We start from the raw sequence: 20970 nt of genomic DNA on the forward strand, positions 1-20970 counted from the left end.
AGCAGGAACAGAATAAACAGGAGCGTAAAGTGAGGAGCCGTGAGAAAAAAGAAGCGGACGAACTGCGAATGTTTGAATTGAAACAGCAAAAGAAAAGAGAAAAGCATAGGAGACATTAGTCCCTTGGGCTTTTGCTCAAATTCAAGTTTGTCGCACTGATAAAAACCCTTTAGGAACTAAAGGGCGCACTTCTATACTCTCCTATCGGGAGTATGTGCGTCCTGCGGAGCTTCACTCCCGGTCGGCAGAAGAAAACTGCCCGACCGGGAATGTTTCGTCACTTCGTTCCGTCAAGGTGGCTACACCCCCTTGCGCCGCTAAAGCGGCTATCCCCTGTGGACTTGCCGTCCGCAAACAGCATAAAATGCTGTTCGCCGCCAGCAAGTTTGAAGGCGAATAAAATGAATTTTATGGAACAAGCAAATCGGGATTTGGAGGTAATATGCTTATGAAAAAATTTCTTTCTTTGTTTTTGTGTCTTATTTGTGTGCTGACTTTAGTTGCGTGTGGAAAAAAGGTAGCTCCTATTACGTTACCTCAAACCGACGAGATTACATTTATTGATATAACTTTTGGGGAAAATACAGTAAGTCATTCAGACAAAACTTGGATAAGTGAAATAATCGCCGATATTTCCAGTTCTGAACCGACTAAGAAGGAAAGTGTTCAAGACTGTCCACAAGTGGAAAGTTATATCAAAATTGACTTCCAGTTTGAGACAGGAACAAGTACTATCTTTGCGTATGAGGATAGTGGTAAATACTATATTGAACAGCCTTATCAAGGAATTTATAAAATTGATAGCCAACTATTCGAAAGGTTACAAGAAACTGATTAATTCCCGTTTGCCGAGTTGACAATCAGGCATTCTGTGATTGGAAAATAAGATAACAACAATTAATAATGCCGGTGTGGGATTTTGATATTCCGTACCGGCGTTATTGATTCTACATGGGCATCGTGCCAATCTTTGCGTAATATCCCAGACTCTTTCAAGAAGATAGGATTTATCAGATTACGTGTTCTGGAAAGAGTGCAAGTGGAAGAATTGAATAAATGCACACCGCATTCTCGTTACTTCAGTGATGAGTTAGGTGTGCAATTTTTTTTGATAGAAAAAAGAACATATGTTTACTTTTGGCGGAACATATGGTATATTATAAATATGGAGAAAAATATATTTATTATTAAAGAAAATGACCTATCATATGGTCGAGGATATGTTTATTCTTTACAGTATCATCTGGTCTGGTGTACCAAATATCGAAAAAAGGTTTTACAGAATGGATTAGATGAAGAGTGTAAAAAGATGTTGTATGAGATTGCAGATGAATACAAATTTCAGATTGTGGCTATGGAGGTTATGCCAGATCATATTCATTTGTTGGTCGACTGCAAACCACAGTTTTATATTTCGGATATGATCAAAATTATGAAAGGAAATCTTGCACGGCAGCTTTTCCTTTCTCATCCGGAATTAAAACGGGAATTGTGGGGAGGACATTTGTGGAATCCGTCATATTGTGCAGTAACAGTCAGTGACCGAAGTAAAGAACAGGTTCTTACTTATATCAGAGGACAGAAAGAAAAAGAAGCAGGAAAGTAAAGAGGTTTTTGATGAAGGTAGTATCCAGCTATGGTGTGAAAATAAAAAAACAGAATATACCGATTCGCCATACGCTGTATATCTATCGCCAGGCAGTCGGATATTTGATCCGTGTATGTGAAGAGAGCTGGGAGGAGCTTTCTCGGATTGTCAATCCGCAAAAACGGTTTAATGCAGCGGAGCATCTGGTTCATAGCACAAAGAAAAACCGGGCGAGATATGACTTTGACCAGAAATTTCCAAAGATGCCATCTTATCTTCGCAGATCGGCGATTCAGCATGCGCTTGGAAGCGTGTCTTCATATGAGACGAGACTGGAATTGTGGAAACAAAAGAAACTGGACGGTAAGCCAAAGCTTGTATATGAAAATCATGCAATGCCGGTATTCTACAGGGATGTGATGTACAAAGAAGCAGAAAATCATGAAGATATGGCTTTTCTGAAATTATATGATGGTCATGACTGGAAATGGTTTTCAGTAAATTTGCTGCATACGGACATGGAGTATCTGCGGAAAAATTGGTCAGGGGTAAAATCTTCTGCCCCTACACTGGAAAAGAGACATCATAAATATTTTTTGCGGTTCTCATATACAGAGGAAGTTTCTTTATCTAAGAAGGAAGTAAATGAGCAGATTATCTGCAGTGTGGATCTTGGAATCAACACAGATGCGGTTTGTACCATTATGCGTTCAGATGGAACTGTCCTGGGAAGAAAATTTATCAATTTCCCCAGTGAAAAAGACCAGATGTACAGTGTGCTGGGACGAATCAGCAGATTTCAGCGGGAACATGGCTCCGGACAGGTACAGAGCAGATGGAATTATGCAAGGAGACTGAACATAGAGCTGTCCCGCAAAGTGGCATCTGCGATTACCACATATGCCCAAAATAACCATGCGGATGTGATAGTCTTCGAGTATCTGAAAATGAAAGGGAAAGTAACCGGGAAAAAGAGGCAGAAGCTTCGTTTGTGGAGAAAACGGGATATTCAGAAGTTATGCGAACATCAGGCGCACAGGACAGGAATGCGGGTATCCAGAGTATGTGCATGGAATACCAGCAGACTTGCATATGATGGAACTGGTGAAGTTGTTCGTGATTCTAAAAATCACAGCCTTTGCACATTTACGACAGGAAAACGATATCATTGTGACCTGTCAGCAGCCTATAACATAGGAGCAAGATATTTTATAAGAGAACGATTAAAACCCTTATCGGCAACGGTAAGGTCTTCACTGGAGGCAAAAGTTCCTTCTGTGAAGCGTAGAACCTCATGTGTTTATGCAGATCTGCTTTTGCTCAGTGCAGAACTGGGCAGTATGCAGGCGGCATAGATACAGGCAGATATACAGAGGACTACCTGTGATGTGGGATTCATGCCGTATCCGGCCTGAGTAATTGCACATATCTGTGCAACTAAGTTACAGGCGTATCCGCCGATATTTAGTCTTGCCGCTTAAAGCGGCTGAGAAGCATGTGACTTCTAGTCATGTGAGGTTCACAAACTCTGTAGAATTAAGTAAAATCAAGCTAAAATATGCTTATAACGAAGGAGAAATAGATATGTATACTTGTGCCAGCTGTACGGTTCTAGCCTGTGCCAACAATGAGCCGGATAAGATGCCAAAAAACTGCCCGATGCGGAACACTTCCGTCATGGAGAACTCCCGTGACGGATATGATCTGCCCGAAAACCACGATTTCTATATCAACTGTTCGTCTATCGAAGGACTTGGTTACTGTCAGTGGCCTCGGCTGAAAGAAACGATAGAGTTCTGTAAGCGGATGAATTACCACAAGCTTGGTCTCGCATTCTGCAAAGGGCTGCGGAAAGAAGCCCGCATCGTGGCCGATTTACTCCGGGCACAGGGCTTTGAGGTAGTGTCAGTCATCTGCAAGACGGGCGGCATCTCAAAAGAAGAAGTCGGTATTCCGGAAGAGGTCAAAATACATCCGGGTGAATTTGAGGCCATGTGCAATCCCATCGCACAGGCAAAGCTGTTGAACGAGCAGCAGACCGAGTTTAACATTGAGATCGGTCTGTGCGTCGGACATGACTCGATGTTTTATAAATATTCGGATGCAATGGTCACGACACTGGTGGCCAAGGATCGTGTTTTGGCTCATAATCCCTGCGGTGCTATCTACTGTGCAGAGGGATATTTTAAAAAGCGGCTGGAATAAAACATTCCTTCATTGCATTATTGAAGAAGACACGCATGTGGGAGTTGTCCTGCATGCGTATTTTTTGTATCTGTTCTTAAATGACAAGTAAAATTGTCAAAATATATTGACAAGGATAGTTGTCAATGCTATAGTGAAGATGACAAGAAAAGTTGTCAAAGGAGTAAATGCATATGTCATTACTTAATCAGTTAAAAGAATATCGTTCCAGGCTCGGTATCAATCAGACTGAGCTTGGAAAGCTGGCAGGAGTATCAAGACAGACCATCAGTTTAATCGAGCGGGGGGACTATTCACCGTCAGTGGCGTTGGCATTGAAGCTGGCAAAAATCTGTGGGGTTCAGGTGGAAGATATTTTTCAGTATGAGGAGGATGAGTCATGAAACAGGAAATGAAAGTCAACAGTTATCTTAGAGGCGTCAAGATTATTGCGATCGCCTGTGTGATTGGCAGTGTGATCGGCGGAGGAACAGGAATGCTTCGTTTTGTATTACTGTCACGTGGAATTATATTGAACAGTGCCTGGGCGTTGCAGCAGATCAGAAGCATGCTGATTCCAATTCTGGGGGTCATTTTTGCAGTGACTGTGTTGCTGGAGGAAATCTGTATGCGGAAACTGAAAGGAATCTGCGTGTGTCAGCCGGCGGCGGATGATGAAGAATGTGATCGGTTGGAATATGAGGAAGAAAAAGTTGGAGCTTTTGCGACGAATCTGAGTGTACTTTCACAGGTGTTGAGTATTTTCTTCCTGACTTTCGGTTATTCCATGAAATATATTGAGGCAGAGAACCATGCGTATTCATTCCTTGTGGCATGTGTGGTATTTATTGCTATTTATGTATATCTCTATTTTTGGCAGATCCGGTATGTGAAGCTGCTTCAGAAAACACATCCGGAGAAGAAAGGTGATCCGTCTTCCCCGAAATTCCAGGAGCAGTGGCTGGATAGCTGTGATGAAGCGGAAAAAGAGGTGATTTACCGCAGCGCTTATAAAGCGTATATGACCGTTAATCGCACGATCCCGGTGATTCTCATTCTGGTCATGCTTGCAAATCTCTATTTTGATACCGGCATGCTTGCAGTAATTGTCCTGGCGGTGATCTGGATGCTGGCACAGTTTACTTATACTGGAAGTTGCGTGAGGATGAAAAAAGCAGTTTCATGTTTCCCGAAGATCAAAAATAGGGTATAATAAAAAATATGAAAAGCGGGAGGGCATGCAAATGGGAATTTATTTGTATCAGCCGTCCACGCTGTTTTGGAAAATCTACTGCCGCCAATATGATTACGGCATATGTTTTACATAGTTTCTTTATAAATATAAGTTAGTATAAGCTAACTTTATTATTCACACATGTAATGCTGTTCTGCAGAATAGTATTATGATATAAAATCAATAGAAAGGAAAACATAAAATAAATGAAAATCTTTTTTGGTATACTGATTCCATTTCTTGGAACGACGCTTGGTGCAGCATGCGTATTTTTTATGAACAAAACTCTGAGCAAATCGGTGCAGCGGGCACTTGCTGGATTTGCAGCAGGTGTGATGGTTGCTGCCTCAATCTGGAGTCTTCTGATTCCAGCCATAGAACAATCTGAAAATATGGGAGTTTTCTCGTTTTTCCCGGCATTTGCTGGCTTCTGGATTGGCATATTGTTTTTACTTGCACTTGATCACCTAATTCCACATCTTCATGTAGGAAGTGACCAGGCAGAGGGACCGAAAAGCAAACTTGGCCGCACTACAATGATGGTATTGGCGGTTACACTGCATAATGTTCCTGAAGGTATGGCAGTCGGTGTAATGTATGCAGGACTTCTTGCCGGAAACGTACAAATCACAGCAGCAAGTGCCCTGGCTTTATCCCTTGGAATTGCGATTCAGAATTTTCCTGAAGGGGCGATTATATCCATGCCGCTTAGAGCCGAGGGAGAAAGTAAAGGAAAAGCATTTCTTGGCGGTGTGCTTTCGGGAGTGGTTGAGCCAGTTGGTGCAGTACTTACAATCATTGCTGCGCAGCTGATCATTCCGGCATTGCCCTATTTATTGAGCTTTGCAGCAGGAGCAATGCTTTATGTTGTAGTAGAAGAACTGATTCCGGAAATGTCGCAGGGGTCGCACTCCAATGTTGGCACGGTCTTCTTTGCGATCGGATTCAGCTTAATGATGGTTCTCGATGTGGCACTTGGATAAGAAATAGAGCTGATGGGAGACTGGAAAAGAAGAAGCTACCTGTGTTATACTGTTTCATAAGGTTGGAAATCAATCGAGTAAATGGAAATGAAAGGGAAGATCAGGGAATGAACAGAGAAAGATATTCGATTATATTCAGTAGTCTGACAGGTAACACCAGACAGCTTGCAGATGCGATTTATGAAACATTGCCAAAAGAAAACTGTGATTATTTTGGTGTAAAAGAAACAGGACAGCCGCTATCAGAGATGCTTTATATTGGTTTCTGGACAGACAAAGGAAACGCAGATCAATCTACGCTGGAACTGCTGTCCAGTCTGAGAAATAAAAAGATCTTTCTGTTCGGAACCGCTGGTTTTGGTGGAAGTGATACCTATTTTCAAAAGGTACTTGAGCATGTCAGACAATCTATCGATGAAAGCAATACGATTGTAGGTGAATATATGTGCCAGGGAAAAATGCCGGAATCTGTGAAAAATCGTTATTTGAAGATGAAGGAACAGACAGAGCATCCGGCTAATATTGATGCACTGATTGAAAATTTTGATAGTGCCCTGTCACATCCCGATGCAGATGATTTGGACAGACTCAGAAATCTTCTCCTGTGATATGTCAAATTTCAATGACACGGGGGATTATGATTTATGAATATTCAGAATTTGCTTTTATTTCTTATGGAACTGATCGGGACCATTGCCTTTGCAGCTTCCGGCGTAATGGTAGGGATTCGTAAGAATATGGATTTGTTTGGAGTCTGTGTGCTGGGAACTGTGACGGCGGTGGGAGGCGGAACGATCCGTGATATTGTGCTTTGCCAGATACCGTCGGCGTTGCTGGAACCGATTTATGTGGAAACATCTGTAATAACAGCACTTTTAATCTTTGGATTTCTCTATTTTAAAGCAGATAAAAATGCTGCCAGATTTCATAACAGCTATGACAGGGTGATGCAGCTCATGGATGCAATAGGTCTTGGTATTTTCACTGCAGTTGGAGTCATGACAGGAATCAAACAGGGCTATACAGACAATACATTTTTGCTCGCATTCCTCGGCACGGTTACAGGTGTGGGCGGTGGTCTGCTCAGAGATATGATGGCCGGGAATCCACCCTATATTTTTGTAAAGCATATTTATGCATGCGCTTCGGTGATGGGGGCAATGAGCTGTATTTTCTTGTATAGACAGTTTGGAAAACTTCCGGCAATGATAATTTCTTCGATGCTCGTTTTTATGATCCGCCTGCTGGCAGCGAAATATCGCTGGAATCTTCCAAGGGTTCGTTAATCTGACCTTATCAAATTGTAAAAAACTGGATATATTCATACATCCAGATAAGGAGTAGTATAGTGCTCAACGAACGACGAGGAGGCAACATATTATGAGCACGAAAGAACTTACGAATGAAAAACAGACAATTTCTGTATCGGAGATCGCAATCACCGGAGTCTGCATTGCACTTACCTTTATTGCGACAGGATTTATCAATATCCGGCTTCCGATTGCAGCTAATGGCGGACTGGTTCATCTGGGAAATGTACCGCTGTTTCTGGCAGCAATTATTTTTGGAAAACGTACTGGCGCACTGGCTGGTTCGATTGGAATGGCATTGTTCGATCTGATGGGCGGCTGGGTGCTGTGGGCACCGTTTACTTTTGTAGTTGTAGGTCTGATGGGATACAGCGTAGGCGCAATTACCGAGAAACATCATGGATTCCGTTGGAATGTGCTGGCCATTGTTGTTGCCTGTGTGTTAAAAATCGTAGGATACTATATTGCAGAAGGTATCATTTATGGAAACTGGATTGCACCGGCAGCATCCATTCCGGGCAACCTGGTTCAGATTGGTGTGGCAGCTGTTCTGGTTCTTCCGATTGCAGAAGTAGTCAGAAGAGCTATCCGCAGATAAGAAAGAATTGCATGAGAGGAATAAGAAGTAATGTATAAGATTATGACTCCCGGACCGACACAGGTACGGGAAAATGTACGCAATGCAAGAAGTCTTGCCTGCACGAATCCGGATCTGGATCCGGCATTTTACGATTATTATAAGGAGACTTGTGAACTGATCAGTGAGCTCCTGGAAACGAAAAATACAGCCTATATTCTGGATGGGGAAGGAATCCTTGGTCTGGAGGCAGCCTGTGCGTCTCTGACAGAACCAGGAGATCAGGTCCTTGTTCTGGATAACGGTGTCTATGGAAAAGGATTTGCAGATTTTGTAACGATGTATGGCGGACAGGTCACTTTTTATGAAGCCCCTTACACCCGGGCACTGGATGTAGATGCTTTCCGTGCATATTTAAAAGAGCATCATGATTTTAAATATGCAACACTGGTACACTGTGATACACCAAGCGGAGTTCTGAATCCGGTAGAGGAGTTAAGCCGTGCTCTTCATGAATACGGCATTATGACGATTGTGGATTCTGTTTCTGCTATGTTTGGTGAGCCGCTTCGTGTGGACGAGGGACAGATCGATATTGCCTGTGGAGGTTCCCAGAAAGCTCTTTCGGCACCTCCGGGACTGACCTTTGTGACAGTCAGTGATGCAGCCATGAAAGCCATGGAAGAGAGGAAAACACCGATTGCGTCTTTCTATGCCAATATTCTGGTGTTCAAGGATTATTATAAGAATCTGTGGTTCCCATATACGATGCCCATCAGTGATATTTACGGACTTCGTGCGGCGCTGGAAAATGTAAAAGCAGATACTGAACGTTATGACCGTCATAAGAAGTATGGCGAGATGACCAGAACGGCAGTTCAGAAGATGGGGCTGTCCCTTTATCTGGAGAACGGCTATTCCAACACGGTTACCGTTATCCGCATTCCGGAAGGAATGACAGCTGCAGATATTCTGGAAACTATGAAGAAAGATCATAATATTATGATTGCAGGAAGCTTTGACGTGCTCACCGGACAGGTCATCCGTATCGGACATATGGGTGAGAATGCGAATGAGCAGGATGTAACAGAGACGCTTCAGGCACTTGAGCAGACCTTGAGCAGCCTTAAAAAGAAATAATTGCATACAATGATACAATTTTGTAAAAATTAACGAAATTTTAACACTGTCTTTATTTTCTTTCGTGTTTTTCGTTGATTGACGAAAGAATGGATTATCTTTATAATTATTGTCAAGCAAAGGCGCTGAATCAGAAGATTCGGTGCCTTTTTCTTTTATCCGCAATAAATATGCGGTGGGCCCGGAAGAAATGCTAACGAAGGAAAAATGAGGAGGAACGTTTATGAGTGGAGAAATTTTAGAATCCGTAAACGGTATAGTCTTTGGCGTCTGGTTTCTGATCGGCGCTGCCCTGGTATTCTGGATGCAGGCTGGTTTTGCAATGGTAGAGGCAGGATTTACCAGAGCAAAGAATACCGGTAATATTTTGATGAAAAACCTGATGGACTTCTGTATTGGAACCATCGTATTTATTCTGATTGGTTTTGGATTACTGTTAGGTGAAGATGTGGTCGGTCTTATTGGAAGACCGGGATTCGATATTTTTACCAGCTATGCAAATTTTGACTGGTCCAATTTTGTATTTAATTTAGTGTTCTGTGCAACTACCGCAACGATTGTATCCGGTGCTATGGCAGAGCGTACCAAATTTTTATCTTACTGTATTTATTCCGGTGTCATTTCTGCAGTCATTTATCCGATTGAGGCTCACTGGATCTGGGGAGGCGGCTGGCTTTCACAAATAGGATTCCATGATTTTGCAGGTTCCTGTGCCATCCATATGGTAGGTGGCCTTTCTGCACTCATCGGTGCCAAAATGCTCGGACCCCGTATTGGAAAATTTGTAAAAGACAAATCCGGAAGAATCACAAAGGTCAATGCATTTCCGGGACATAACCTTCCCCTTGGCTGTCTTGGATGTTTTATCCTCTGGCTTGGCTGGTACGGATTTAACGGAGCTGCAGCAACTTCTGTAGAACAGCTTGGTTCTATTTTCCTGACCACTACCGTAGCTCCGGCAACTGCGACTGTTGTCTGCATGATCTTTACCTGGATCAGATATGGCAAACCGGATGTGTCCATGTGCCTGAATGCTTCACTGGCAGGTCTGGTAGCCATTACCGCTCCCTGCGATGTGACAGATTGTTTCGGTGCACTGGTTATCGGTACTGTATCCGGTGTCCTGGTAGTCTTCGGTGTATGGTTCCTTGATTATGTACTAAGAGTCGACGATCCGGTTGGTGCAGTTGCTGTTCATTTCTGCAACGGTGTCTGGGGTACTCTTGCAGTAGGTCTTTTTGCAACTACTTCTGCACCAGGCAATGATACTCTGACTGGTCTGTTCTATGGCGGCGGATTCCAGCTGCTTGGCTTGCAGATCTTAGGTGTTGTCAGTGTATGTGCATGGACAGCAGTAACTATTACGTTGACTTTTCTTATGATCAAAGCAACCGTTGGACTTCGTGTCAGTGAGGAAGAAGAGATTGTTGGTCTGGATGCATGTGAGCATGGTCTTCCGAGTGCATATGCAGGATTCAGTATCATGGATGTATCCAATACCATGACCATGGACGTAAATGAAAACACAGATCTTGGGCAGGACAGCTATGTAGATGCTTCCGAAGCTCAGAAAGAGGCTGCAGTCAAAGTTGTCAATACAGCAGTTGCTGCAACTGGTATTTACAAAGTATCTATTATCTCCAGACTGTCCCGTTATGATCAGCTGAAGAAAGCCATGAATGATATTGGAGTTACCGGTATGACCGTTACCCAGGTTATGGGCTGCGGAGTACAGAAAGGAGCAGGAGAGAAGTATCGTGGAGTTGAGATGGATGCGACCCTGCTGCCGAAGGTAAAAGTAGAAGTCATCGTTGGAAATATTCCGGTTGATAAAGTAATTGAAGCAGCTAAGAAAGCTCTTTACACCGGTCATATTGGTGACGGTAAGATCTTTGTTTACAATGTAGATAAGGTTGTTAAAGTAAGAACTGGTGAAGAAGATCTGGATGCTCTGAAAGATGTAGAATAAAATTTAAAGAAAGGGATGTCGGTTTTCCGGCATCCCTTTTCGTCGTGATACTGTAGATTTACTTAAGCTGTTTTTGTATCTGATTTCAAAATGCATTTGAACAGGAAGATACCAAGCATGGCAACTGCAAATACAATACCTACAGGATAGCTGATAGAAGCGCTCAATCCAAGACCTTCACCGGCCATCATAATGTATGTACAGGAAACTGCAGACATGAAGGTTGCCGGTACAGCTGCGATAAAGCTTGCATTCTTGCTGACAAATTTAGCAAGATAAGTAGCGCCTGCCCACAGAGCGATCATAGCAAGTGTCTGGTTGGACCAGGAGAAATATCTCCATACAACATTGTAATCAAGGAAGGAGATAAAGTAACCAACCAGCAGCAGCGGGAAGGAAAGTGCAAGACGTTTTTTCGGGTCTTTCTGATCAATCTTGAACCAGTCTGCGATAGTCAGACGGGCACTTCTGAATGCGGTATCACCGGAAGTAATCGGGCATGCAATAACACCGATCATAGCCAGAACACCACCTACAGGTCCAAGGAGTCCGATGGACATCTGATATACGGTAGTAGAGTTTCCGCCGTTAGCAGCTGCAAGACCGGTCATCAGTCCGCCGGTTTTCTCGTAGAATGCACATCCTGCTGCAGCCCATACAAGAGCAATGATACCTTCAGCAACCATAGCACCATAGAAGATTCTACGTCCATCTTTTTCAGAGGTCAGACATCTTGCGATCATCGGTGACTGAGTAGCATGGAAACCGGAAATTGCACCACATGCAACGGTAATGAACATGAATGGCCAGATCGGTTTTCCGTCCGGATGAAGGTTCTGTAATGTCATTTCAAGCATCGGAGCAGAACCGTTTACATTATTTACAATAGTAGCGCCTGCGATGCCGATTGCCATAATGATCAGGCAGATACCGAAAATCGGATACAGCTTTCCGATGATCTTATCGATCGGAAGAAGTGTAGCCAGGAAATAGTAAACCAGAACAATGATTGTCCAGAATTTAACATCCAGTACGTTCGGAGTCAACAGAGCCAGAAGACCTGCCGGACCTACCATAAATACAACGCCTACCATAACAAGCAGAACAACGGAAAAGATACGCATAACAGTCTTCATTGTTGGCCCAAGATAGATACCGGTAATCTCAGCAATACTTGCACCGTCATTTCTCATGGAAAGCATACCACTTAAGAAATCGTGGACAGCACCTGCGAAAATGGTACCAAATACGATCCAAAGCATAACGCTCGGACCCCAGATAGCGCCTGACAGAGCTCCGAAAATTGGTCCAAGACCTGCAATGTTCAGTAACTGAATCAGGAATGCTCGCCAAGGAGCAATCGGAGCATAGTCAACTCCGTCTTCCAGACGTGTACAGGGAGTCTCTCTGTCGTCCGGGTGAAATACCTTCTCTACGAATGCACCATAGGTTGCATAACCAATGAGAAGCAGTGCAAGGCACACAAAAAATGTAATCATACATTCCCTCCTTCTGATGGCATTCTGCCATCAATTCTTAACACCATCACCATATCACATCTTCCTCTTTTTTAAAATAGTTTTGCACAAAAAAAATTTATAAAGTTTATATTTTTTTAATTTTTATCACAATAGAATACCATACAACTTTTTGAATATTCGTTAGTATATACACAAAGTATGATAACTATATTACTTTGGTATGAAAATGAATGAAAAATAGAAGAAATGTAAAAAAAGGATTGACCGTATACCTGGGTTAAATGTTATGATGAGCAAAAGAAAATTGTAAGGAGACTTTAGTATGATATATGAAAGCACAAAAAAACTGACTTTGTCCGCCATGTTTTTTGCTGTCGGACTGATTCTGCCGTTTTTTATCGGACAAATTCCCATGATCGGACAGATGCTTCTTCCTATGCATATACCGGTTCTGCTCTGCGGACTGATTGTTGGATGGCAGTATGGACTGGCAGTCGGATTTTTCCTTCCATTGGTAAGAAGTGTTCTTTTTGGAATGCCTGCCATGTTCCCCAATGCAGTGTCCATGGCATTTGAACTAGCTGCCTACGGACTGGTAATTGGTTATCTCTATGGACATTCCAGATGGAAGTGCGTAAAATCGCTGTATCGTTCCCTCGTCGGAGCAATGCTGGCTGGCCGTATTGTATGGGGCGTTGTGAGAATTGTTCTTCTGGGAATCGGCAGTGTTCCTTTCGGGTGGCAGCTGTTCCTGGCAGGTGCGTTCTTCAATGCGATTCCTGGCATTATCCTTCAGCTGGTCATGATTCCAGTATTGATGATTGCTTTAAATAAGGCAAAGATTGTCCCGTTTCACAAAATGGATGTCCATCATACAGCAGGATCGGAGAACTAGATGATATGGAACAAGTGTTAAACGGTATATTAGGACGAATAGAGAAGATACACGAAACTACGATTCCTTTGCTCATTGCCATTGATGGACGCTGCGGTTCCGGAAAAACAACGCTTGGAGAGGCTCTTGCAAAGAGACTTCATGCAAGCCTGATTCATATGGATGATTTCTATCTAAGGATGGAACAGCGAACAGAAGCCCGTTTTCAGGAACCTGGTGGAAATGTAGATTATGAACGATTCTTTACGGACGTGATACAGCCTTTGCAGAGAAACAAGGATTTTTCTTATAGGCCTTTTGACTGTCGCATCTGGGATCTTGGAACGCCTGTTACGGTAAAAGCAACCCCGATTACTGTAATTGAGGGATCTTATGCATGTCATCCATCTTTATTTAAATATTATGACCTTCGGATATTTCTTACCGTGGATAAGGAAGAACAGATGCGCAGAATTTTAAAAAGAAATGGGCCGGAAAAAGCAGAGATGTTTCGAAATCGCTGGATTCCTCTGGAAGAACATTACTTTTCCAGTTTTGAACCAGAAGACCGGTGCCAGCTTGTATTTGATATGACGCATACGAAGCAGATTTAAAGGAGAACTTGAATATGAAAAAATTATATCTGGAATGCTATTCTGGCATCAGTGGAGATATGATGGTAGCCGCATTGTTGGATCTGGGAGCAGATCAGAAGGTGCTGAGGAAGGTACTTAAGAGTCTTCCGATCCAGGAATTTGATATTCGCATCAGCCGCGTAAAAAAATCGGGACTTGATGTGTGTGACTTTGATGTGTTACTGAATGCGGAATTTGAGAACCATGATCATGATATGGCATATCTTCATCAGGGGAAAAAACATTCTCACGGGCATACTGCTCACGAAGCACACAGTCATAGTCATCGGGGAATGAAGGAAGTAATGGAAATTCTTGAAAAAACAGATATGACCAGACGGGCATATGAAATAGCGGTAAAAATTTTTACAATTCTTGGAGAGGCAGAAGCAAAAGCTCATGGAACCACGCTGGAAGAAGTTCATTTTCATGAGGTTGGTGCTATTGATTCTATTGTGGATATTGTAGCTGCTGCCGTGTGCCTTGATAATCTGGATATAAGTGAGGTAATCATTCCTTTCCTTTATGAGGGAGGGGGAACGATCAGGTGCCAGCATGGAATACTGCCAGTACCTGTGCCGGCAGTTGCCAACATTGCTGCCGCACATCATTTAAAACTTCATCTGACAGGAGAACAAGGAGAGTATGTGACTCCGACAGGAGCTGCGATAGCAGCAGCGATCCGGACTTCAGAAGTTCTGCCAGATGCATTTAATATAGAAAAAATTGGGCTGGGAGCCGGAAAAAGAGAATATGAACGACCTGGAATTTTAAGGGCATTTCTCATTAATACGCCTGTTATGCCCAGTCATGTGAAGATGGATTCTATATGGAAACTGGAAAGTGATATTGATGACTGCAGTGGGGAGGTGCTTGGATATACCATGGAATGCCTTCTGGATGCAGGTGCAAGAGAAGTACATTACCTTCCTGTACAAATGAAAAAAAATCGTCCTGCGTATGAATTGTGCGTTCTGTGTCTGGAAGAAGAAATTCCAATTATGGAACAGATTATTTTTTCCAACACCACAACGATTGGAATTCGGCGATGCCGGATGGAACGTACGGTGCTGACACGGGAAATACAAATCGTGGAGACGTTTTATGGAGCAGCAAGAGTAAAAATCTGTACTGTTCTAGACGGAGAAAATTCAGAATCAGTGAAAAGATGCTATCCTGAATATGAAAGCATTATCGATCTGTCCCGAAAATCTGGAAAATCATACCAGCAAATATACCAGATGATTGTGGAAGAATGGAACAAAGCAATTTGAGGTATTCGGTAAAATGTGCAGAAACTGAAAATATTCCTTGCATTTATATAAAAAAATAGATATAATTTTAAGGGTTTAGTGATTTATTGAATTAAAGTAAAAAATTTATTTTTATAAATTCAGAATCCTAAAAAAGAGAAAAAAGAAGAAAGAGGGAAACACAAATGAAAAAAAGATTAGCAGGAATTCTGCTGAGCTGCATTCTTGCAGTATCTCTTACTGCATGCGGTGGAGGCTCTGATAATTCTGCTGCAGCTGCAGATTCTACCACAGCTTCTGCAACGACCGAGGTAGGCGGCAAGGTAGTACGTGTCGCAGCAGTAGATCCTCAGGTAGCATTGGATCCGCAGCAGTTCACTTACAGTATTGTAATGAAGATCACCGATAATGTTACGGAATCTTTGTTGACTACTACAGCAGATGGTCTGGTACCGACACTCCTGACTGGTATGCCGTCCATTTCTGATGACAACATGACTTATAGTTTTGAATTGCTGCCGGATGTGAAATTCCATGATGGAACGACATTAAAGGCTTCTGACGTAAAATATTCTTATGAGCGTCTGATCAAAATGGCAAAGATGGCTACTCTGCTTGAGAATGTAGTTGGATATGACGAGATGAGCAATGGCGAGGCAGAGGAATTGTCTGGTGTTCAGGTTCAGGACGATACCCATTTCACCATTACCCTGAAAAAACCATATTCACCATTCCTGTCTGTTTTGTCTACTGCATACTGTGCAATTTATCCGCAGGAAGCATGCGAAGCTGCTGGAGACAGCTGGGGTATGACAACTCTGGTAGGTACTGGCCCGTTCAAGATGGACAGCTATCAGAATGGTGTTGGTGTGACTTTGTCACGTTTTGATGACTATCATGGCGGTGCAGTAAAACTGGATGGTGTAAGCTATAAGTTTATTGAAGATGTAAACACCCAGGTTCTTGAGTATCAGAAGGGAAATGTAGATTATGTGGATGTTGACCCGTCTATTTATCCGGTATACTCCAGCAATCCGGAGCTGAAAGATCAGATGCATGGTTTCCAGCCGACTGGAAATTACAGCCTGCTTATGAACTGCAAGACTTATCCGGACGCAAAGGTAAGAGAAGCAATTGCTCTTTCCGTTGACCGCGCAGCTATCTGTGATAGTATTCTTCATGGTACTGCAACGGTTCCGACTTCTTATATTCCGGCAGGCATTATTGGTCATGATGACAGTCTTCCGGAGTTTGAATATAATCCGGAGAAAGCAAAACAGCTGCTTGCAGAAGCAGGATATGCAGATGGCATTGATCTTCGTGTAACTGTAAATACCAAGTATAAAGGAAATGTTGCAATTGCAACTGCCTTCCAGCAGCAGGCTCTGGCAGCAGGTATCAGGGTAGAGGTTGAGCAGGTTGACTCCGCAGCATGGTCTGATATGAAGAAGAGTGGTGGTGTCGACTGCGGTATTAGTAACTGGTATGTAGATTATTCTGATCCGGAAAGTATGCTGTATCCGATGACCAAGACAGAAACAAACTCTAGTTTCTGGCACAATGCAGAATTTGACCAGCTTATGGAAGATGGTATTGCTACCACCGATGAAGCAGAACGTCAGGCAATTTATGCAAAAGCAGAGCACATTATGACCAGAGAAGACTGGGCAACTACTCCGTTATATAATGAGACTAAATTCTACCTGCTGAATCCGAGCATCACTGGTTTCCAGATGGACGCCACATTCCGTATGTTCTGGAAGAATGCAGATATTCAGTAATTAATACAGAATAAAATAAAAATGTTATGGAGAACAGAGGACTGAGATCATTGGCGGCTCCTCTGTTCTCATGTATAGGAGAAAAAACCATGCTTTCATACACAGGAAAACGTTTGCTTCAGACGGTATTTGTACTGTTCGGTATCAGCCTGATCACGTTTATTCTTCTTCAGGTAGTACCGGGAGATCCGGTTGCCCTGATGCTGGAGAAACGTGCAGATCCGGAAACGATTGCCAAAGTGCGGAGTGAGCTAGGGCTTGATCTGCCTTATTATGTGCAGTATCTGAATTTTATTAAAGGTGCAGTTCACCTTGATTTTGGAACTTCCTATTTTACAAAGGAAGTAGTGACAGATGCATTATTTCGCTGCTTTAAAGTAACAGTAAAACTGGCATGTATGTCTTTTGTGTTTGCATCTGCAATCGGTATTCCGTGCGGAATTTTTGCAGCAGTTAAAAGAGGAAAGGGCATTGATTCTGTTGTTATGCTTCTTTCCATCATTGGTGTTTCTGCCCCGGCATTCTGGGTTGCCATTATTCTTCAGATTATTTTTGGTTTAAAACTGAATATTCTTCCGATATCTGGATTTGACGGTGTAGCATCTTACATTCTGCCAAGCGTTGCGCTGGGTGCACGTTATGCAGGAAATATTGCCCGTATTACCAGAACCAGTATGCTGGAAGTCCTTGGACAGGATTACATCCGTACAGCAAAAGCAAAAGGAGCTACACGCTGGGCAGTTATTATGAAACATGCACTGAAAAACGCCATGATTCCGATTGTTACACTGGTAGGAACGGATTTTGGTTACATGCTGACTGGTTCTATGCTGATTGAAAAAGTTTTCTCTATTCCTGGAATTGGAAAACTGGCAGTAGATGCTATGTCAAACCGTGACCTCCCACTGCTGGAAGGTACGGTTATGTATATTGCATTTGTCTTCGTTATTGTAAATCTGATCGTCGATGTTTCCTATGCATTTCTGGATCCGCGAATTCGTTACGGGAAAGGAGCAGCATAAGAGATGGCAAAAAAAATACTTGGATTTTTTAATAAACAGAAACAGTTCGAACAGAATATTATGGATGGCGGCATGCAGTATTCTAGTTTCTATGGAGACAGTCTGCGTCGTCTGAAGAGAAATAAGATGGCAATGTTTTGTGCATGCCTGTTAGGACTGCTTGTACTGATTGCAATTTTTGCACCACTTATCGCACCATATGACCCTAATTATCAGGATTACAGTGCAGTCCTTGGAGGGCCTTGCAAAGCTCATCTTTTCGGAACAGATGAATATGGCCGTGATATTTTATCCCGTATTATTTACGGTTCCAGAGTATCTATCAGTATCGGTATCGTAGCTCAGATTATTGCATCTATTGTAGGTGTAGCACTGGGGTCTCTGGCTGGATATTATGGCGGCTGGGTTGATAGTTTAATTTCCCGTGTAATGGAGATTTTCCAGGCTTTCCCGGATCTGATTTTTGCAATGGCAATTATGACTTTCATGGGAAAAGGGGTCCTGAATCTGTTTATAGCACTCGGACTTCTGACATGGGTACGTACAGCCCGAATGATCAGAGGTTCTGTGATACAGCTGAAGGAAAAAGAATATATTGAAGCAAGCCGTGCATGTGGAGCATCCACTTACTGGATTATTATGAAAGGACTTGTTCCGAACTGTCTTTCTACGATTATCGTACTGGTAACATTAGGTATTCCGAATGCTATTATGTATGAAGCTTCTTTAAGCTTCCTTGGCATTGGTATTCAGCCGCCAACTCCGTCATGGGGTAACATGATTAGTGCAGCACAGACATTTATCAGTTTCCGTCCGGTATACAGTATTATGCCTGGTGTGGCTATTATGATTACAGTAATTGCATTTAACATTTTTGGTGACGGTCTAAGAGATGCTCTTGACCCGAAACTGAAAAATTAGGAGGTATGGGAGATGGCAGAAAAAATTTTACAGGTAAAAAACCTGAAAACCTATTTTCATACCGAGGCAGGTCTGGTAAAAGCGGTAAATGAAGTTTCTTTTGACGTGGAGAAAGGAAAGACTCTCGGTATTGTAGGCGAGTCAGGATGTGGAAAAAGTATCACTTCATTATCTATTATGGGACTGGTAGAAAAACCGGGGAACATTGAAGGCGGCGAAATTCTCTTTGAGGGAGAGGATCTTCTGAAGAAGACAGAAGTTCAGATGCGTGCGATCCGTGGAAAGAAAATTGCAATGATCTTTCAGGAACCGATGACATCTTTGAATCCGGTATATACAATTGGACAGCAGCTGGTTGAGGCACTTTTACTTCATGAAAACATGACAAAGTCTGAAGCAAAAGAGCGCGCCATTGAAATGTTAAAGCTTGTAAAAATTCCGCTTGCAGAGCGTCGTTTTGATGAGTATCCACATCAGCTTTCCGGTGGTATGCGTCAGCGTGTTATGATTGCTATGGCACTTTGCTGTAATCCGGATATGCTGATCTGTGACGAACCGACTACTGCTCTGGATGTGACAATTCAGGCACAAATTCTGGATCTGATCAATGAGCTGAAAGAGAAGACCGGTACTTCCGTCATGATGATTACGCATGATCTGGGGGTTATTGCAGAAGTTGCAGATGATGTTATGGTCATGTATGCTGGAAAAGTAGTAGAGCATGCAACCTGTGATCAGATTTTTGATAAGCCGATGCATCCATATACAGATGGACTGATGAAATGTATTCCGAAACTGGACGACGATGATACAAAAGAACTGAGTGTCATTAAAGGTATGGTTCCGAGTTTTGATGATATGCCGGCAGGATGTGCATTCTGTCCGAGATGTTCGGAAGCACGGGAGATTTGTCGTCAGAAGATGCCGGAGCTTGTGGAAGCTGAAGGCCGTAAAGTGCGTTGCTTTAAATACACAAAGGAGTGGGGGGAAAACATCTAATGAGTGAACTGAATGAAAAAACTCCGCTTCTGGAGGTCCGGAACCTGCGGAAATTATTCCCGGGAAAATCTTCATTTATGAAGAAAGACAAAGCATGGATCAAGGCAGTAGACGGAGTATCGTTTAAGCTGGACGCAAAAGAAACTCTGGGAGTCGTAGGTGAATCCGGATGCGGTAAATCTACGATGGGCCGGTCAGTCCTTCGTCTGATTGAGCCAACAGAGGGTGAAATTCTTTATAAAGGAAAAGATTTTACGAAAGCATCCGGTCAGGAACTTCGCAAAATGCGTGCGGATATGCAGATTATTTTCCAGGATCCGTATGCATCCTTAAACCCGAGAATGACGGTCGGTGAGATTATTGCTGAACCGCTGAATATCCAGAAACGGTATAAAACAAAGGAAGAAACACGGGCACATGTGCTGAAGGTCATGGAAGTGGTTGGCCTGAATACCAAATATTATAATCGGTACCCGCATGAATTTTCCGGCGGACAGCGTCAGAGAATCGGTATCGCCCGTGCTATCGTATTGAACCCGTCACTGGTAGTATGTGATGAACCGGTATCTGCATTGGATGTTTCTATTCAGTCTCAGGTACTGAACCTGCTGCGTCAGCTGCAGCAGTCCATGGGAATGGCATATATTTTCATTTCTCATAACTTAAGTGTTATCAAACATATTTCTGACCGTGTGATGGTCATGTACCTTGGTCATGTGGTAGAGCTTGCAGATAAGAATGAGCTTTTTGATCATCCGTCACATCCATATACACAGGCATTGTTATCTGCAATTCCTGTTCCGGAGCGTCATTCAAAAAGAAAGAAAATCTTATTGCAGGGAGATCTTCCAAGTCCGGCAAATCCGCCGTCTGGCTGTATCTTCCATACACGCTGTTTTATGGCACAGGAGATTTGCTCCAGTCAGAAACCGGAACTGAAAGATGTTGGAAACGGACATTTATGTGCATGCCATTTTTGTGGTGGTTCCTGCACAGAAAACGATAAAAAAGAAAATTAA

At 42.8% G+C, this 20970-nt stretch carries 21 protein-coding genes and 1 pseudogene; 21 read left to right on the top strand and 1 reads right to left on the bottom strand.

All coding sequences use genetic code 11. From position 1 onward, the window contains the following. The 13 genes and pseudogenes from LKD36_RS07525 to LKD36_RS07585 form a co-directional block, all read left to right on the top strand. Positions 1-119: pseudogene (locus tag LKD36_RS07525) on the top strand (DUF2992 family protein); the annotation flags it as partial. Positions 120-448: 329 nt separating this feature from the next. Next, on the top strand, positions 449-838 hold the full coding sequence (locus LKD36_RS07530) for a DUF5301 domain-containing protein (protein WP_308459201.1): 390 nt from the start codon (positions 449-451) through the stop codon (positions 836-838). A gap of 327 nt (positions 839-1165) precedes the next feature. Beyond that, positions 1166-1606, top strand: coding sequence for an IS200/IS605 family transposase (tnpA, locus tag LKD36_RS07535; protein WP_308459318.1), 441 nt, complete (start codon positions 1166-1168; stop codon positions 1604-1606). Positions 1607-1617: 11 nt separating this feature from the next. Next, positions 1618-2943, top strand: coding sequence for a transposase (locus LKD36_RS07540; RefSeq protein ID WP_308459202.1), 1326 nt, complete (start codon positions 1618-1620; stop codon positions 2941-2943). Between the two features lie 229 nt (positions 2944-3172). Continuing rightward, entirely contained in the window at positions 3173-3793 is a 621-nt protein-coding gene (locus LKD36_RS07545; RefSeq protein ID WP_308459203.1) for a DUF1847 domain-containing protein, read from the top strand. A gap of 173 nt (positions 3794-3966) precedes the next feature. Beyond that, on the top strand, positions 3967-4176 hold the full coding sequence (locus LKD36_RS07550; protein WP_308459204.1) for a helix-turn-helix transcriptional regulator: 210 nt from the start codon (positions 3967-3969) through the stop codon (positions 4174-4176). Continuing rightward, a complete protein-coding gene (locus tag LKD36_RS07555) occupies positions 4173-4985 on the top strand; it encodes a DUF3169 family protein (protein ID WP_308459205.1) in 813 nt (270 codons plus the stop codon). Before LKD36_RS07550 ends, LKD36_RS07555 begins: the two co-directional genes overlap by 4 nt. Before the next feature lie 227 nt (positions 4986-5212). Next, the gene (locus LKD36_RS07560; RefSeq protein ID WP_308459206.1) at positions 5213-5989 is read left to right on the top strand and encodes a ZIP family metal transporter; all 777 of its coding nucleotides are present in this window, start codon (positions 5213-5215) and stop codon (positions 5987-5989) included. A gap of 107 nt (positions 5990-6096) precedes the next feature. Further along, positions 6097-6597, top strand: coding sequence for a flavodoxin family protein BilS (bilS, locus tag LKD36_RS07565; RefSeq protein WP_308459207.1), 501 nt, complete (start codon positions 6097-6099; stop codon positions 6595-6597). A 36-nt stretch (positions 6598-6633) separates the two neighbouring features. Continuing rightward, a complete protein-coding gene (locus tag LKD36_RS07570; RefSeq protein ID WP_308459208.1) occupies positions 6634-7275 on the top strand; it encodes a trimeric intracellular cation channel family protein in 642 nt (213 codons plus the stop codon). 94 nt (positions 7276-7369) lie between these two features. Then, the gene (locus tag LKD36_RS07575; RefSeq protein WP_118770071.1) at positions 7370-7897 is read left to right on the top strand and encodes an ECF transporter S component; all 528 of its coding nucleotides are present in this window, start codon (positions 7370-7372) and stop codon (positions 7895-7897) included. Between the two features lie 30 nt (positions 7898-7927). Next, complete coding sequence (locus LKD36_RS07580; RefSeq protein WP_308459209.1) at positions 7928-9016, top strand: pyridoxal-phosphate-dependent aminotransferase family protein; 1089 nt, start codon at positions 7928-7930, stop codon at positions 9014-9016. A gap of 223 nt (positions 9017-9239) precedes the next feature. Continuing rightward, positions 9240-10985, top strand: coding sequence for an ammonium transporter (locus tag LKD36_RS07585; RefSeq protein ID WP_308459210.1), 1746 nt, complete (start codon positions 9240-9242; stop codon positions 10983-10985). Positions 10986-11047: 62 nt separating this feature from the next. On the opposite strand, the gene LKD36_RS07590 is transcribed toward LKD36_RS07585, so the two are convergent. Next, positions 11048-12484, bottom strand: a complete 1437-nt coding sequence (locus tag LKD36_RS07590; protein WP_308459211.1) for a carbon starvation CstA family protein — start codon at positions 12482-12484, stop codon at positions 11048-11050. Between the two features lie 304 nt (positions 12485-12788). Between LKD36_RS07590 and LKD36_RS07595 the strand changes: the two genes are divergently transcribed. The 8 genes from LKD36_RS07595 to LKD36_RS07630 all read left to right on the top strand — a co-directional run bounded on the left by LKD36_RS07595 (position 12789) and on the right by LKD36_RS07630 (position 20970). After that, complete coding sequence (locus tag LKD36_RS07595; protein WP_308459212.1) at positions 12789-13361, top strand: ECF transporter S component; 573 nt, start codon at positions 12789-12791, stop codon at positions 13359-13361. Between the two features lie 5 nt (positions 13362-13366). Then, positions 13367-13954 (top strand): uridine kinase family protein, encoded by a 588-nt coding sequence (locus LKD36_RS07600; RefSeq protein WP_308459213.1) that lies wholly within the window; start codon positions 13367-13369, stop codon positions 13952-13954. A gap of 14 nt (positions 13955-13968) precedes the next feature. Further along, positions 13969-15249 (top strand): nickel pincer cofactor biosynthesis protein LarC, encoded by a 1281-nt coding sequence (gene larC / locus LKD36_RS07605; protein ID WP_308459214.1) that lies wholly within the window; start codon positions 13969-13971, stop codon positions 15247-15249. A gap of 164 nt (positions 15250-15413) precedes the next feature. Beyond that, entirely contained in the window at positions 15414-17009 is a 1596-nt protein-coding gene (locus LKD36_RS07610; RefSeq protein WP_308459215.1) for an ABC transporter substrate-binding protein, read from the top strand. 89 nt (positions 17010-17098) lie between these two features. Further along, positions 17099-18031 carry an ABC transporter permease gene (locus LKD36_RS07615; protein WP_308459216.1) on the top strand — a complete coding sequence of 311 codons (933 nt, stop codon included), beginning with the start codon at positions 17099-17101 and terminating at the stop codon, positions 18029-18031. A gap of 3 nt (positions 18032-18034) precedes the next feature. Then, positions 18035-18952: an ABC transporter permease gene (locus tag LKD36_RS07620; protein ID WP_308459217.1), complete on the top strand. Its 918-nt coding sequence runs from the start codon at positions 18035-18037 to the stop codon at positions 18950-18952. A gap of 12 nt (positions 18953-18964) precedes the next feature. Next, the gene (locus tag LKD36_RS07625) at positions 18965-19951 is read left to right on the top strand and encodes an ABC transporter ATP-binding protein (protein WP_308459218.1); all 987 of its coding nucleotides are present in this window, start codon (positions 18965-18967) and stop codon (positions 19949-19951) included. Next, positions 19951-20970, top strand: coding sequence for an ABC transporter ATP-binding protein (locus tag LKD36_RS07630; protein ID WP_308459219.1), 1020 nt, complete (start codon positions 19951-19953; stop codon positions 20968-20970). The genes LKD36_RS07625 and LKD36_RS07630 overlap by 1 nt, the downstream gene beginning before the upstream one ends.

Origin of the sequence: Hominiventricola filiformis, from assembly GCF_020686965.1 — a bacterium.
Taxonomy (GTDB): Bacteria; Bacillota; Clostridia; order Lachnospirales; family Lachnospiraceae; genus Hominiventricola; species Hominiventricola filiformis.

Bases quoted from the DNA above. Each gene is read 5' to 3' on its own strand.
- LKD36_RS07580 (WP_308459209.1), top strand. From the start codon at position 7,928: ATGTATAAGATTATGACTCCCGGACCGACACAGGTACGGGAAAATGTA.
- LKD36_RS07585 (WP_308459210.1), top strand. From the start codon at position 9,240: ATGAGTGGAGAAATTTTAGAATCCGTAAACGGTATAGTCTTTGGCGTC.
- tnpA (WP_308459318.1), top strand. From the start codon at position 1,166: ATGGAGAAAAATATATTTATTATTAAAGAAAATGACCTATCATATGGT.
- LKD36_RS07545 (WP_308459203.1), top strand. From the start codon at position 3,173: ATGTATACTTGTGCCAGCTGTACGGTTCTAGCCTGTGCCAACAATGAG.
- LKD36_RS07595 (WP_308459212.1), top strand. From the start codon at position 12,789: ATGATATATGAAAGCACAAAAAAACTGACTTTGTCCGCCATGTTTTTT.
- larC (WP_308459214.1), top strand. From the start codon at position 13,969: ATGAAAAAATTATATCTGGAATGCTATTCTGGCATCAGTGGAGATATG.
- LKD36_RS07620 (WP_308459217.1), top strand. From the start codon at position 18,035: ATGGCAAAAAAAATACTTGGATTTTTTAATAAACAGAAACAGTTCGAA.
- LKD36_RS07600 (WP_308459213.1), top strand. From the start codon at position 13,367: ATGGAACAAGTGTTAAACGGTATATTAGGACGAATAGAGAAGATACAC.
- LKD36_RS07610 (WP_308459215.1), top strand. From the start codon at position 15,414: ATGAAAAAAAGATTAGCAGGAATTCTGCTGAGCTGCATTCTTGCAGTA.
- LKD36_RS07560 (WP_308459206.1), top strand. From the start codon at position 5,213: ATGAAAATCTTTTTTGGTATACTGATTCCATTTCTTGGAACGACGCTT.
- LKD36_RS07550 (WP_308459204.1), top strand. From the start codon at position 3,967: ATGTCATTACTTAATCAGTTAAAAGAATATCGTTCCAGGCTCGGTATC.
- LKD36_RS07555 (WP_308459205.1), top strand. From the start codon at position 4,173: ATGAAACAGGAAATGAAAGTCAACAGTTATCTTAGAGGCGTCAAGATT.
- LKD36_RS07590 (WP_308459211.1), bottom strand. From the start codon at position 12,484: ATGATTACATTTTTTGTGTGCCTTGCACTGCTTCTCATTGGTTATGCA.
- LKD36_RS07530 (WP_308459201.1), top strand. From the start codon at position 449: ATGAAAAAATTTCTTTCTTTGTTTTTGTGTCTTATTTGTGTGCTGACT.
- LKD36_RS07630 (WP_308459219.1), top strand. From the start codon at position 19,951: ATGAGTGAACTGAATGAAAAAACTCCGCTTCTGGAGGTCCGGAACCTG.
- LKD36_RS07540 (WP_308459202.1), top strand. From the start codon at position 1,618: ATGAAGGTAGTATCCAGCTATGGTGTGAAAATAAAAAAACAGAATATA.
- LKD36_RS07625 (WP_308459218.1), top strand. From the start codon at position 18,965: ATGGCAGAAAAAATTTTACAGGTAAAAAACCTGAAAACCTATTTTCAT.
- LKD36_RS07575 (WP_118770071.1), top strand. From the start codon at position 7,370: ATGAGCACGAAAGAACTTACGAATGAAAAACAGACAATTTCTGTATCG.
- LKD36_RS07615 (WP_308459216.1), top strand. From the start codon at position 17,099: ATGCTTTCATACACAGGAAAACGTTTGCTTCAGACGGTATTTGTACTG.
- LKD36_RS07570 (WP_308459208.1), top strand. From the start codon at position 6,634: ATGAATATTCAGAATTTGCTTTTATTTCTTATGGAACTGATCGGGACC.
- bilS (WP_308459207.1), top strand. From the start codon at position 6,097: ATGAACAGAGAAAGATATTCGATTATATTCAGTAGTCTGACAGGTAAC.